At 45.7% G+C, this 13,577-nt stretch carries 13 protein-coding genes and 1 pseudogene; 5 read left to right on the top strand and 9 right to left on the bottom strand.

From position 1 onward, the window contains the following. Window positions 1-1,873, bottom strand: a 1,873-nt coding sequence (locus tag RMO52_RS09505) for an AAA family ATPase (protein WP_310413342.1), incomplete at its 3' end; no start/stop codon positions are given. After that, complete coding sequence (locus tag RMO52_RS09500; RefSeq protein WP_310413339.1) at window positions 1,870-2,007, bottom strand: hypothetical protein; 138 nt, start codon at window positions 2,005-2,007, stop codon at window positions 1,870-1,872. The genes RMO52_RS09505 and RMO52_RS09500, both read right to left, overlap by 4 nt. Before the next feature lie 126 nt (window positions 2,008-2,133). Here RMO52_RS09500 and RMO52_RS09495 point away from each other — a divergent pair, with 126 nt between their 5' ends. Further along, complete coding sequence (locus RMO52_RS09495) at window positions 2,134-2,598, top strand: hypothetical protein (RefSeq protein WP_310413336.1); 465 nt, start codon at window positions 2,134-2,136, stop codon at window positions 2,596-2,598. A gap of 86 nt (window positions 2,599-2,684) precedes the next feature. Here the strand turns inward: RMO52_RS09495 and RMO52_RS09490 are convergent, their stop codons facing one another. Both RMO52_RS09490 and RMO52_RS09485 read right to left on the bottom strand, forming a co-directional pair. Continuing rightward, window positions 2,685-3,158 carry an anthrone oxygenase family protein gene (locus RMO52_RS09490; protein ID WP_310413333.1) on the bottom strand — a complete coding sequence of 158 codons (474 nt, stop codon included), beginning with the start codon at window positions 3,156-3,158 and terminating at the stop codon, window positions 2,685-2,687. 94 nt (window positions 3,159-3,252) lie between these two features. Then, on the bottom strand, window positions 3,253-5,763 hold the full coding sequence (locus RMO52_RS09485) for a DUF3656 domain-containing protein (RefSeq protein ID WP_310413331.1): 2,511 nt from the start codon (window positions 5,761-5,763) through the stop codon (window positions 3,253-3,255). A 232-nt stretch (window positions 5,764-5,995) separates the two neighbouring features. On the opposite strand from RMO52_RS09485, the gene RMO52_RS09480 reads away from it, so the two are divergent. From RMO52_RS09480 to RMO52_RS09465, 4 genes are all read left to right on the top strand, one after another. After that, window positions 5,996-6,511 carry a DNA recombination-mediator protein A gene (locus RMO52_RS09480; RefSeq protein ID WP_310413328.1) on the top strand — a complete coding sequence of 172 codons (516 nt, stop codon included), beginning with the start codon at window positions 5,996-5,998 and terminating at the stop codon, window positions 6,509-6,511. 140 nt (window positions 6,512-6,651) lie between these two features. Then, on the top strand, window positions 6,652-7,071 hold the full coding sequence (locus RMO52_RS09475) for an MAPEG family protein (RefSeq protein WP_310413324.1): 420 nt from the start codon (window positions 6,652-6,654) through the stop codon (window positions 7,069-7,071). Between the two features lie 151 nt (window positions 7,072-7,222). After that, window positions 7,223-7,714: a YajQ family cyclic di-GMP-binding protein gene (locus RMO52_RS09470; protein ID WP_310413321.1), complete on the top strand. Its 492-nt coding sequence runs from the start codon at window positions 7,223-7,225 to the stop codon at window positions 7,712-7,714. 100 nt (window positions 7,715-7,814) lie between these two features. Then, window positions 7,815-8,912, top strand: a complete 1,098-nt coding sequence (locus RMO52_RS09465) for a type I restriction endonuclease (RefSeq protein WP_309738047.1) — start codon at window positions 7,815-7,817, stop codon at window positions 8,910-8,912. Between the two features lie 63 nt (window positions 8,913-8,975). On the opposite strand, the gene RMO52_RS09460 is transcribed toward RMO52_RS09465, so the two are convergent. The 5 genes and pseudogenes from RMO52_RS09460 to RMO52_RS09440 all read right to left on the bottom strand — a co-directional run. Continuing rightward, window positions 8,976-9,311 carry a XisI protein gene (locus RMO52_RS09460; protein ID WP_309738048.1) on the bottom strand — a complete coding sequence of 112 codons (336 nt, stop codon included), beginning with the start codon at window positions 9,309-9,311 and terminating at the stop codon, window positions 8,976-8,978. Next, window positions 9,281-9,714, bottom strand: a pseudogene (locus RMO52_RS09455) (XisH family protein). The gene RMO52_RS09460 and the pseudogene RMO52_RS09455 overlap by 31 nt, the downstream one beginning before the upstream one ends. Before the next feature lie 56 nt (window positions 9,715-9,770). Further along, on the bottom strand, window positions 9,771-11,156 hold the full coding sequence (gene lysA, locus RMO52_RS09450) for a diaminopimelate decarboxylase (RefSeq protein WP_310413318.1): 1,386 nt from the start codon (window positions 11,154-11,156) through the stop codon (window positions 9,771-9,773). Between the two features lie 400 nt (window positions 11,157-11,556). Beyond that, window positions 11,557-12,393: a Cof-type HAD-IIB family hydrolase gene (locus tag RMO52_RS09445; protein WP_310413315.1), complete on the bottom strand. Its 837-nt coding sequence runs from the start codon at window positions 12,391-12,393 to the stop codon at window positions 11,557-11,559. Window positions 12,394-12,432: 39 nt separating this feature from the next. Further along, window positions 12,433-13,577, bottom strand: a 1,145-nt coding sequence (locus RMO52_RS09440) for a GAF domain-containing sensor histidine kinase (RefSeq protein WP_310413312.1), incomplete at its 5' end; no start/stop codon positions are given.

The following is a 13,577-nucleotide window of genomic DNA, read 5'->3' as shown; positions in this document are numbered from 1 at the left end:
TAACCAGCACGACGATTTGACTGGCTAGTTGCGGCAGGATCTGGGCAATCTGACTGCGGGAGATCCGATCGAGGCTGCCAAATGGCGAATCCATGACGATCGGGAAGGTATTGCTTTCGGGGACTGAGAGTAATTTCTGGGCGCTCCATTCCCGGACGCGATCGATAATTCCGCCGATAAATGAGAGGCTGAGGATCTGATTTTCGCCAGTTGAAGCGGCAACTGTGGTTTCGACGCCGCGTGTATTTTCAACTAGTATAAGTTCGTATTTCTCGGTAATTTTGGGTAGATATGGAGTTACCGAAATTGTTTGAAAAATGCGTTGGACGCGCTGCTCTAATTCGAGCCGAAATTGCTGCTCTTGGTTGGTACGAATCTCGATTAATTCGCTAATTGCTGACTGTGCGGCTTGCAATCTTCGATTTGCTAAGATTTGCCGATCTTGGTTGACTTGTTGTTTGGCAATTTGTTTGGCTAATGATTGAATTTGACCTTCAAGATGAATAATTTGTTGGCGGTGTTGCCCTTGCGTGAGAATGAGATCGCGGACTTTAATCGCGATGTCATCGAGCCGTTTTTGCAGGTTAGCAATCTCGGTATTGGTATCCTGACGCAGTTGGGTTTCGAGTTTGTCGATCTCGATTTCTAGTTGACTAATCTCGGCTCTAGTTGTGGCGACAATTTGCTGCTGAAGATCGATCGCCTGCCAGAATTCACCACCTTTAGTTTCTAAATCTTCAACTTGACCGATCAACCGCATGGTTGTCTCTTCAATGACGGCAATATTCGCGCGGGATAGCCAGGTTTGGATGTGCAGATATGCAGGAGTATTTGGCGCTAATTTCGTGCCGCACAGGCAGTTTTGATGGTAGATTAGTTGATTGAGAAACTCACGAGAAATCCCTTGATTTAGTTCGCCTCGATCGCGTAATTCGGTGACAATTTGCTGGAAATCGCTAGTTAAATCTGTGAGTAAAACGGTATGAGCTTGGGTGGAGACTAATTGTTTGATTGACGTCTGCGCTTGACGGAGTTGGGTTTGCTGGGTGGCTTTGGCGCGCTCTAGTTCTTGGCGTTGGGATTGGATGGCGGTGGCGGCGGTGAGTTCGAGCAGGTACTGGTTGACTTCGCGCTCGATTTGGTGAAAGTTGGCGATTTCGAGGACGATTTCAGCTTCGCGCTCCTGGATCCGATCGATCTCCAGTTGACATTGCTGCTGAGATTTGAGTAAATCTTTGGTAGTCGTGTCGCCAATTTGGGCGAGTTCGGTAGCGAGGGTTTTTTTGGCTTCGCCGAGATGTGAGATCGATCGATTGAGGACTTCTACTCCTAGTAATATTTTGGTAGCTTCGGCGATTTCTAGGCGTTTATCTTGGCGGACGATTTGCTCGATGCGTTCGCCGTCAAAAAAGAAATATTGATGGAGACTGGCGGGGAGGATTCTGGCGATGATTTCATCTGGTGGCTGTTGGGGATGAATCCATTTCCCATCTGCGTCACCGATATATAAGTAGAGTAATTCGTTATTGACGATATTCACTCCCGTTTGCTGCTTGTAGGCGCGACAGGTGCGTTTGGCGCGATAACGTTTGCCGTCGTGCTCCCAGGCGACTTCTACCCAGGTGTCGATAGCCGCACCGACATCGGCTTCAGCGATAGCGCGTTTATTAACTAATTGATGGGATTCAGCAAACGCGGCGGTAAATTTTTCGTACAGTACCCAAGTAAAAGCATTAAGGATCGTCGTTTTCCCCGAGCCATTATTGCCGTGGATGATGGTGGTATTGCGATCGTTATCAGTCGCAAGGCGGATTTCAGGCGTTTCGCCATAAAATTGGCGGAAGTTAAATAAACGAATCGCGCTCAGTTTCATCGAACGATCTCCTTGATGATTTTGAGGATATCATCATTGATTGGTGAATTCTTCTTGCGATCGAGCCGATCTTTTTCAAGCTGGAGGACGCGTTCGATAATTTGGCGGACTTCTGGAGTCAGGTGTCGATCCATAATACTAAGTACTAATGCAGTAGCAGAAGCTACACAAACGTGTAATTTTAAAAAAATAATCCTGAAATGGAACCAATGCGAAGAGTGAATCGTCTGATTTTATACTCGCAACGATAATTATCTCATATGAAAAAGCTTTTACTCCTACCCGCAATCCTCGCAAGCTTAGTCGCCGCCATTACTCAATCCCCCACCGCAGCGATGGCTGGCGGCATCGGCAACAATTATATCGGCCCTGCGGTTACTTTTGGTGGCGGACAAAGTGTATTTGGTATCGATAGCAAGTTAGGTATCGCTGACAATATTTCCCTACGTCCTTATGTCAACTTTCCCTCTGGTGGGACGCAGTTTGGTACTAGTTTGACTTATGATTGGGATCTGCGTCAATCACCTACACCGATTACCCCCTTTATCGGCGTGGGTGTTGGTTTCCAGACAGGTAACTCCAATACTACAACAAACGGTTTTGCTCAAGTTGGTGCCGATCTAAATGTCAGTGAAAGTTTTGCTTTATTGGGTTCGGTAGCAATTCCCTTTAGTAGCAATAATGCAAATACCAGTGTCACCATAGGTGCTAATTTACGTTTCTAAGTTTCAAACTAACAGCTATAAATAAAAAGGAGGGGTAATCGCTCGATTGCCCCTCCTTTTTATCTATAGTTAACGTAAGAAAGAGTCTACGCTAACGAGATCGCGGCGGCGGCGGCAAATGCCGCTCCTGTGCGCATGTGATTCCAGAATGTCCAATCGGCAAGATAATCAGTCCATATTTTGATACCATCGGCACTACTCGGCTCGACCTTGGCAAGTGCCTCGTTGAGTGGCACGTTAAATACCAGCGTTACCCCAATTGTACCGATGAGATAAAGCAAGCTGCCCAGCATAGAATATGTAATACTAATTTGCTGCCATTTTAATAACGAGGAGATAGCTACAAAGACGCAACCAACCCCCGTTCCTAAGAATGCTGTCATAAATAATGGATTGATGACCGTGATATTAATAGATTGCATCGCAGCAATACCCTGCGCTGGCTGGAGCCGAGCCAGCGCATTCATCACGAAGTTAGAAAATGCGAAGAAAACTCCCGCTATTAATGAGCAACCTAATACCGAAATAAGTTTCAAGGCAAACAGGAGATCGATCGCCATAAATCCTCCGCTAAAATACTGCTTGAAACAGCGATGTCCGCCTTTGCAAACTAAAACTCAGAACATCTTGACAGACATAGCTATCGACCTATTGCTATACTCCCAAAGAACCGCGAGTGACACCGAGCTGACTGCTCAATTTAAGATTTTGCCACAATTGGGCACCACTAATTTGACCGCCTAATAATTGTTGATAATACCCGATCGTTTCGCTCACTGTTTGCGGCGATTCATTGACAAACTCCAATCGGAAATTATAGACACCTAATTCTACTAACCGATGGATATATTCCGCTCCAGTTTGCGCCATGCCATTAAACACCGTATTTCGACAGCCAGCATCAGCTTGGAGGATGTGTTCGGTACCGACTCGATCTCGTAATTTGACCTGATGATTGTCGCAGGGACGACCGCAGTTGGTGTAGTCTGTACCTTCAGATAAGAACGCACAGAAAACGCAATGCTCCATGTGGAACATTGGCATGTGTTGGTGAATCGTGACTTCAAACCAGTCGCGGGGACAACTGCGAATCAGGGCGGTTAATTGGTCGATATTCAGATCGTAGGAAGCCGTCAGGCGGTCTAAAGTGTAGTTTTGATAGAAATAGTCAGCCGTCAGCGGATTGGCGACGTTTAGGGCAAAATCAGCCACACACCGCTCATTTTTTAAAAACTCCAGATGGTCGTAATTGCGAATTAAATAACCATCAGCATCACTCGATCGCACTTGCTCCAAGATCCAATTTTCACCCGGTTTAGTAATCCGTGGTGGGGCGACAAATATTTGGGTTGGATTACTTTGATATTGTTTAGCCGCCCGCACTAATTGGACTGCTTCGCGATATTTGCGCGGATCTTCAAGTTCGCAATAAATGGTAGCAATACCAGACTCGATCGCCGCTGGAATTTGATCTAATTTGCGAACCAAGGTAATTAGTTGAGGTGGGTTAGAATATGCCTGGGTGACTTTCGGTAATAAGTCTGCTAATTTATTTGTCGGCGATAATTGCCACGATTTCGGTTTACTGCGAACCTCAGTTAATTTAGTTACTAATTCGCGGCGGAGTTGATTGAGGGCGCTGACTGGTAACATCAGATCGCCAACTACATGATTAGTGAGATTTCCCAAGCAAAAAGGGGTATTACCCAATCGTCCTAATTGAGCGGTTAGCTTCTCAGTAGTCAGCGGTTGATTTTGAGCTGGGACTAATAATAGTTCCGATTCTACTTGCACCACAGCACCCATTTCATCACGCGCGATCGCGACTAATGGTTGGTTAACTTCGCCATGCAATTCTAACTCGATCGGACGCTGATACTTAGGCACATCGCCTGCATAAGTTTGGCGAACTTGTTTATCCAATTCTGGATCGCTAGTTTTCCAAACTTTATCACCGATATATACCTGACGAAAGTTTACCATCCCCCGCCCAAAGGTTAACATCACCTCTTCTCGATCGCCTTTAAATACCTCGTAAACGCGCCCGCCTTCTTCTCTATCTTCAGGATGTCCGCAATCAAATACGATTCCATCGCCAGCTTTGATTGGTGAAATTGGTTCGATGGTAATTGCCTCGCGATCGGGATAAACTCGTGTAACTTCGCCTAGATATACCCCGCGCTTCTTACCAAATCTAGCATGTACTAAAGCCTGATTATCGATACCTTCAAACCAGCCCGTATGCAGCCCTCGCGAGAATGCCATTTCGAGATTATATAAATCTTGGGCTGGCTCAACAGCTACCCCTAAATCGGCAACGATTCGATCGACAGCCGATCGATACACTTTCGTTACACTCGCCACATATTCGGGCGTCTTCAATCGTCCCTCAATCTTGAGACAACTAACACCACTTTTAATAATTTCCGGCAAGACATTCAATCCTGCCAAATCTTGAGGGCTGAGTAAATACTTGCGATCGCCCAAATGATATAGTTGATCGTCCACAATCAGATCGTAAGGCATCCGACAAGCTTGAGCGCATTCGCCCCGATTTGCCGATCGACCGCCCAAAGATTCACTCGTCAAACATTGTCCTGAATAAGCAACACACAACGCCCCATGTACGAATACTTCCAGCGGAATCGAGATTTCGCGATCGCCTAATTGCTCCTGAATCTTGTTAATTTCCTTCAGCGAACATTCCCGCGCCAAGACAACTAAATTACACCCCAATTCATGAGCAAATTCTACCCCCGCCGCACTCGTCACCGTCATCTGCGTCGAAGCATGAATCGGGAAATCTGGCGATAAATGGCGGATTAATTTACACAATCCCACATCCTGAACGATCGCGGCATCTACCCCAGCTAAAATTACACTCCGCAGGTATTGCTCCGCCGCAGGTAACTCCTGCGGAAACACCAGCGTATTGAGCGTGACATAGCCCTTGACGCCCCGCTGATGCAACCACGCCATCAATTCTGGCAAATCCGCCTCGGTAAAGTTTTCCGCCCGCATTCGGGCATTAAACCGCTCCAATCCAAAATAGATGGCATCCGCACCATTTTCGATCGCCGCTTTGGCGCATTCCCAATTTCCCGCAGGCGCGAGCAATTGTGGACGATGGGTGAGCTTTAAAGGTGGAGTGGCGGCGGCTTGCATACGATCGAGTTTAGTAAAGAATCTACTCCCCTGTATTCTATCTTGATGCCAAGCTTCCGGGGCCGATCGCATCTTGCAACAATATGTATTTACTATTAGCGATGTTAGAGTAAAGGATGAATGGCTCATTTTATCCCTTTTCCCTTTCCCCCACTTCACTAAGTATTTCGCCGCTAGTGCAAGATGTAAGGCTGCCTAGTTTATCCTTTGAGCGTATGCTAAAATAATTAAGTTGTTAAGCCATTCACAGTCTTTGATTAACGTATCTGAGATCGATACCCTAGCCCAAGAGCTAGCCACGATTCAACAGACAGGCTCCAAGAAAATTGCATTACTGGGTTCCCGTCACGTCCCGATTACTCATCAACATCTGATCGAGATGATGAGCTATGCCTTGGTGCTATCTGGTAATCGGCTGATTACTTCTGGTGCCACTGGTACCAATTCTGCGGCGATTCGGGGGGCGATTAGAGCTAACCGCGACATGTTGACAGTGATTTTGCCTCAAAGTCTAGCTCGTCAACCCCAAGAATCGCAGGATCAGCTATCGAATGTGATGCACCTAGTCGAAAATCCTGGCAATGACGATCTATCATTGGGCGAAGCCAGCGCACTGTGCAATCAGGAAATTGTCTCTCGCTGTCAGCAGTTGATTTGTTTTGCCTTCCACGATAGCGATACCCTGCTGCAAACTTGCCACGAGGCAGAAGAACAGCGCAAGGTTGTCACTCTGTTCTATTTCGACTAACTATTTTATCCATCGGTTTAGTAATTAAACTGGGGGTTTAAACATCCCCCACCCTACAGGCAAATTCTTGTGAGGATGCGGTTTAAATTTCTTCCCCTAACATTTACTCTTACTTAGATTTCCGACCGCAAACTGCTGTTATGAATTTCGCCAATCTTTCCACTTCTACAATCTTACTCGGTTCGATCGCCGCCGCCGCAGCTTTAGTTTATTTTCCATATTTAGTCGTCGCGATTACCCGCTTTCAAGTCGGGTTCGATATTTCCGCTCCACGCGCTGCATTTGATAAGTTGCCAGATTATGGTCAGCGAGCAACTTGGGCGCATCAAAATTCATGGGAAGCATTTATACTGTATAGTGCAGCCGCATTAATGGCATACACGACCAAACAAGATTCCTCAACGGTAGTCAATTGCGCGATCGGTTTTACAGCAGCCCGCCTACTTTACTCAATCTTTTATATCATCAATTTCCCGATCGGTCGATCGTTAATGTTTGGAGTCGGCTCCGTCGCTATCTATACGCTCATGTCCATGAGTATCGCCAGCACCATGAATTAGGCTCTAGGCTCTAGGCTTTAGGCTTTGGGTTTTAGGGACTGCATGTAAAATCTAGGTTTAACTAATTAAATTCTCTTAACCCTAATACCTAACACCCAAAGCCTAAAGCCTTCCCCAACTAAGCACAGATCCTACTCAACCAAGCACCCCTATGGCATCTACATTCTCCTTTGATATTGTCAGCGATTTTGACAGACAGGAATTAGTCAACGCCCTCGATCAAACCAATCGCGAAATTATCAGCCGTTACGATCTCAAAGATACCCAAACGACTGTCGAACTAGCAGAAGATAAGATTACCATCAATACTGCCAGTGAAATGACACTCACAGCAGTTCATGATATGCTCCAAAGTAAAGCGATCAAACGTAATCTATCGCTCAAAATTTTTGATTACGGCAACATCGATTCAGCTAGCGGCAATCGAGTTCGTCAAGAAGTTACACTCAAAAAAGGTCTCACTCAGGAGATTGCCAAGCAGATTTCTAAATTAATTCGGGACGAGTTTAAGAAAGTTCAACCCTCGATTCAAGGCGATGTCGTCCGCGTTACCGCAAAGGATAAAGATGAGTTGCAAGCAGTGATGCAGCGGATGAAGCAAGAAGATCTACCTGTGGCGTTGCAATTTACAAATTATCGCTAACAGATCTGAGATCGATCGAATATTGGTATTGTTAAGTTTAAACGTTACTTGTGATTAACTCTAGGGCATTCTAAGTATATATTTTATACTTGTGAATATAATGGACTTTATCGATCGAATTAAGCAAATCAGCGAGCAAATCTCGAAGCTACGCGAACAAATTCAGACGGAAGAAGCCACTAAAAATGCTTTTATCATGCCATTGCTTAGTGCGTTGGGCTACGATGTCTTCAATCCCACTGAAGTTTGTCCTGAGTATACTGCTGATGCTATAGGCTTGAAGGGTGAGAAAGTTGACTATGCAATTTTAGTTGATGGTAAACCTGTCATCTTGTTTGAGTGTAAATGGTGTGGGCACGAATTAGATCATCCAAGACACGGCTCTCAGTTGTATCGGTATCTGTCTTCAACTGATGCCATGTTTGGAATTTTGACTAATGGTATTATCTATCGTTTTTACACAGATTTAGAAAAACCAAATGCGATGGATTCAAAGCCTTTCTTTGAATTTAATATGCAAGATATTCAAGAATCTAATGTGGCTGAATTGAAACGTTTTTCTAAATCTGTATTCAATTCCAGTGAACTGAAAAGCACCGCCAGTAACTTGATGTATACCAAAGAAATTAAACGGATTATGTCCGAGCAGCTTTTGGAACCATCACCAGAATTTGTAAAGTTCTTTGTGTCTCAAGTATACTCAGGGAAAATCATGTCAGGTGTAATTGATAAGTTCACTAAGATTACTAAAGATTCAATAAATCAACTAATCAGCGATCGAATCACAGATACGCTCAGATCTGTTATCGAACGTGAAGTAGAAGATCGTAGCGAACATACAGTTAAGATTCAACTACCTGTAGTAGATTTAATTAAAGCTGAAGATGCGATCGTCACGACGGAAGAAGAATTGGAAGGATTTTTTATCATTAAATCTCTACTAAGAGAAGCTGTAGAACCAAACCGAATTCAATATAAAGACACTCAAAAATATTTTGGAGTGTGTCTAGATGGCAAACCCACAAAGACTCTTTGCCGTCTTTGGTTTAATTCCAAACAAAAATATATTGGCTTTCTAGATGAGAGTGCAAAAGAAATCAAACAACCAATTGGAGATTTAAATGATATTTATAAATTTAATGCTGAGTTACAGCTATCACTAAATCGCTTGATGCCGATAAATACAGATAATAATTAGTTCGATCGAATCGCACATAAAAGTAGGGGTAATTCATGAATTACCCCTACTTTTATAATAATATTAGTTCACTGCGAATTCAGTAAATTGCCGCTTAAATGGAGAGTGGAACCCAATGATAATGTCGTGCTTGGGTACATCTTTGGCGATGAGTTCGTTGGCGATACCTACTTCCGTACCGTCATGCTGAATCCAGATTTTACCATCCTTTATATCTAAGTGTAAAACACAACCATAAATCCTGCGCTTGCGCGACCAACCGACATGAACTAGTTGATATCGATCGCGTTCTAGATCGAATATTAATTCAGCATCTACTTCTTCATTTGCCGATTTGATTTGACTATATTCAGTCAAAATAGTCCGAACTAGCTGTCGATATTCGTCTGTTTTTGCCATTTAACGATCGCCTCTTCTTCTGGTTCGTAGACAATTAGATTGACACCATATTTCTCTACCAATCGGCGGGGTAATTCTGAGGTAAAAAAACTTCGCTCGGCATCTATAGGTATAGCAAGATATAGAATACGATCGGGCTGTTCTTCTTCTAATGCAAGCTGATACTTAAGAAACTGTCCTAGTGCGGTACTAAATTCTGTTGTTGCCGAAACACCGATAAAACTTTTGATTTCAACAGCGATTTTTCACCATTCTTTTCAGCCGTCATCAATTGTTCTGCTGCGAGATCGATGTACATATCGACCCCACCAAAGCGCAAGAACAGTGGATCGTCAGTAATTATCCACTGTTCTTTTTCTAGCGCATGTCTGACTGCATCATGGAAAACGTCTTTAGCTGGCACAATCGACAGGGCTTAAATAACTAAATTGTCTATATTATAACCCGATCGTTATTTAGCTACTTCACTAACCGTTCGGGCAACCTGTCGAACCTCAACAAATCGTCGTAGTTTTCACGCTCAATGATGATACTTGCTTCGGCATTCTTCACCAAGACTGCTGCCGGACGAGTAATCCGATTATAGTTGGAAGACATACTATGGTTATATGCGCCCGTCGCGGGAACTACCAAGATATCTCCCGGTACAGAAACAGCAATTTGGGCATCTTTAATCAAGATATCACCTGATTCGCAATGCTTGCCCGCGATCGTGACGGTTTCAGTCATCGGTGCGGACATTTTATTCGCAATCATCGCCCGATATTGGGACTGATAAGTAATCGGGCGGGGATTGTCGGACATGCCACCATCGATGCTGATATACTTCCGAATTCCGGGGACGGTTTTATTACCGCCGACGGTGTAGGCGGTGACACAGCTACTCCCAATCAACGAACGTCCGGGTTCGGATAAAACGCGCGGGTAGGCAACTCCATGCGTGTCACAGGCGATTTTGAGGGCAGTAGCGACGTTTTTTACCCACTCGTCGATGCTTTGCGGATCGTCGGCTTCGGTGTATTTGATACCCAAACCACCACCGACATTAATCTCGCTGATGGGTAAACCGTGGCTGAGAGCGAGTTTGTACCACTCCACCATCACGCCTGCGAGATCTTGGTGAGGTTGTTGCTCGAAGATTTGAGAGCCGATGTGAGCGTGAACGCCGATACAGGTAATATGAGCTTGTTTGCTCAACCAGGTGAAGACTTCATCGAGTTGATTGGGATCGAAACCAAATTTACTATCTAAATGTCCGGTGCGAATATATTCGTGGGTGTGACACTCGATTCCTGGCGTGAGCCGAATCATCACGGGGACATTTTTGCCTGCGATGCTGGCGATATGGGCAATATTTTCCAGTTCGAGCCAGTTATCGGCAATGATTCTACAGTCTTTTGAGATCGCGAGTTCGAGTTCGGCAACTGATTTATTATTACCATGGAAGTAGATTTGCGCCGCACTCACGCCAGCTTTAATCGCCGTGAGAATTTCACCACCAGATACCGCATCGATCCCTAAATCTTCACTACCCGCGATCGCACAGATTGCCAGGCAACTCCATGCTTTTGAGGCATATATTACCAGAGATTCGCCTGGATAATATTTCTGCCACCCGTCCCGATATTGTCTACAAGCGACGCGAACCGATTGCTCGTCGAGGATATATAGTGGCGAACCAAATTGTTGGACTAGCTCGGTTACATCGCAGCCACCAACTTCGAGACAATCCCTGTCGTTTACTTTGGCACTCAGGGGGAGAATATGCTGGTTGGGGGATGCGTCGGGAGTCGTTGGGGGCAAATACTGGCGACTGGTGGGATGGGCGGCGGAGATCGATACCATGAGACTGTTTGAACTTAGGAGCTAAAGATTTCTAAATTATAATGGAAGTACGATGGGGATTCTCATCCCGATCGAGTCAAACCAGAGACAGTTTGTGACTGAAATTGCGACGGGGATCGCTTGTTTAGATGAGGTAAAAGTGGAGATCTTCAAGCTGTAATCGTTGCTGAGGTTGAGATTTATCGATTTTGCACCGATCGAGATCGCGTGGATCTGCGACCATCAATAATTAATTTTTTGTAAAGTATTGACAAGAGTTTGTAGAGTCTAGTATTATTGATGGAGTGTGAGGAGCGAATCAAGAAGAAGACCGAGACGAAACACGGCCAGTCGTCGGTCTTCTTTTTGGTTTTATATTATTTTAAAGACAAGAGATTCCGGTTGGTTTGGTAGCGGCAACTTAGGAATTGAGAATAAATTTCTCGATCGCGACCGCAACACCATCCGCGCTGACAGGTGGAGCCACCCAGTCAGCAAGAGAGCGGACATCAGCGGGGGCGTTACCCATCGCGACACCGATCCCGGCATAAGCTAGCATTTCCACATCATTATAGTTATCACCGATCGCCAGGACATTCTCGGCGGTGATGTCGAGTAAGTTTTTAGCTACATAGTCGATCGCATTGCCTTTATCGATACCCGATTGGGTCGTTTCCAGAAAGATCGGTACCGAGGTAGTAACATGCAATCGATCGACAGTATACTTGCGGCGCAGATCTTGGAGTAGGTCTTGAATTAACGTAGTATCCTCCGACATCGCGAGTATTTTAGTCGGTCGCTCGGTCAAGATCGTTCGTAAATCGGCAACTGGAGTGACAGCAATCCCACTCCGCCCGACATATAGCTCAGTGTCGGGGTTAATTTTCCGCACATACAGACAATCATCGCGATAAACATGAATCGATAATTTATCCAAGAGTGTCGGTTGCTCGAAATAATCGACCAGTTCCCTAGCAATATCGACAGGTACGGGACAATGACGGTGAATGGTACCTGTAGCCGGATCTTGAATCCAAGCGCCTTGATAGGCAATAATCGGCATGTCTGCGGCGATTTCCTGATGAAACCGGAGGGCCGATTTATACATTCTACCTGTCGCAATCCCTACCCGGACACCACGCTCTTGCGCGGCTGAGATTGCTGCTTTGACACGGGGACTGACTTGATTGGATTCTCCCGCGATCGTGCCATCAATGTCTACGATCAGGAGTTTGATTTGGGCAGTGGATGATGACATGGTTGCAGTTGTGTAGATCTGAAGCCAGGTATCAGCCTATCACATCACAATTGCGTCGCGATCGATTGCCATTGTCGGACTAGCGACTAGCGGTAAGGTGAGTCGATAACCATTACCACTGGGGCTAGAGGAAATCGTGCCGCCATGTGCCGCAGCCAGCGTATGACTGAGTGTTAAACCCAGGCTAATCCGCAGATCCTGACCGATCTGAGCATTCTGAGCCTGCGGGGATGCCGGAAAGGGCGCGAGCAGAGCGTCAAAATCGTTAGTGACGATCTGCATCTGGAGAGCATCGGCGAGCTGGGCAATCTCGATCGAGATGTGGCAAGCGGTGGCACTGGCATGAATTAAACTCAGACTCAGATAGTAGACGATTTGACGTACTTTGTCTTTGTCTAGCATCCAGGTGGTGCTAGTATTTGCCGCTAGTGCTAATTTGATGTGCTGCTGTTTTTTTTGGGCTAGCGGCTCTAGACTCTGAAGCGCCAATTGGCATAGCAGCTCAAGATTTACCGATTGGAGTGCCAGTTGCGGCGCAGAATTTTCGGTGCGGGAGGTGTCGCCGACGAGTCCACCTAATTGGGAGATCTCATCGACAAGGGTGACTAACTGTTGACCGCTATGGTGGATAATTCCTAAATAATCTTTTTGCTTGCTGGTTAAAGCGCCATAGACTTCTTGTTGTAAGACGCTAGCCATTCCCAGGACGGAGGTGAGTGGCGTCCGCAGTTCTTGGGCTAAATGAGTCAGTAATTGCGACTGAATTTGACCTGGAACTGCGGATGCGGCTGAGGCAGCGGTAATTGCTGGCTCGATCGCATTGAGTCGTAGAGGCTCGATTTTGTTGCTGGTAGAGACTTTGCGCTCGTCATATGCAGCGGCGACGCCCGGATCGTCAAATCCTATCGGAGCGCGATATTGGAGATTGCCCACCCAATTATTTAATTGTGCTTGACTTAATAACTTCCGCTCGAATTCGCTGGCGACGAGGCGACTGACAAGGTGGAGGAGATCGATTTCGCGATCGCTAAATTGGCGCGGTTTAAAATCAAAAATCGATAGCGTGCCTAACTTATCGCCAGCAGCCGTGGTAATCGGTACGCCCAAGGTTGCTTGGATGCGGTGTACCCGCAAGAGGGCAGATTGAGCTAGTTGCGGATAATGGTGAAAATTTGTGACGATCG

The organism is Chamaesiphon sp. OTE_8_metabat_110 (assembly GCF_031382685.1).
Classification (GTDB): domain Bacteria; phylum Cyanobacteriota; class Cyanobacteriia; order Cyanobacteriales; family Chamaesiphonaceae; genus Chamaesiphon.
This window is presented reverse-complemented; position numbering and strand designations above follow the sequence as displayed.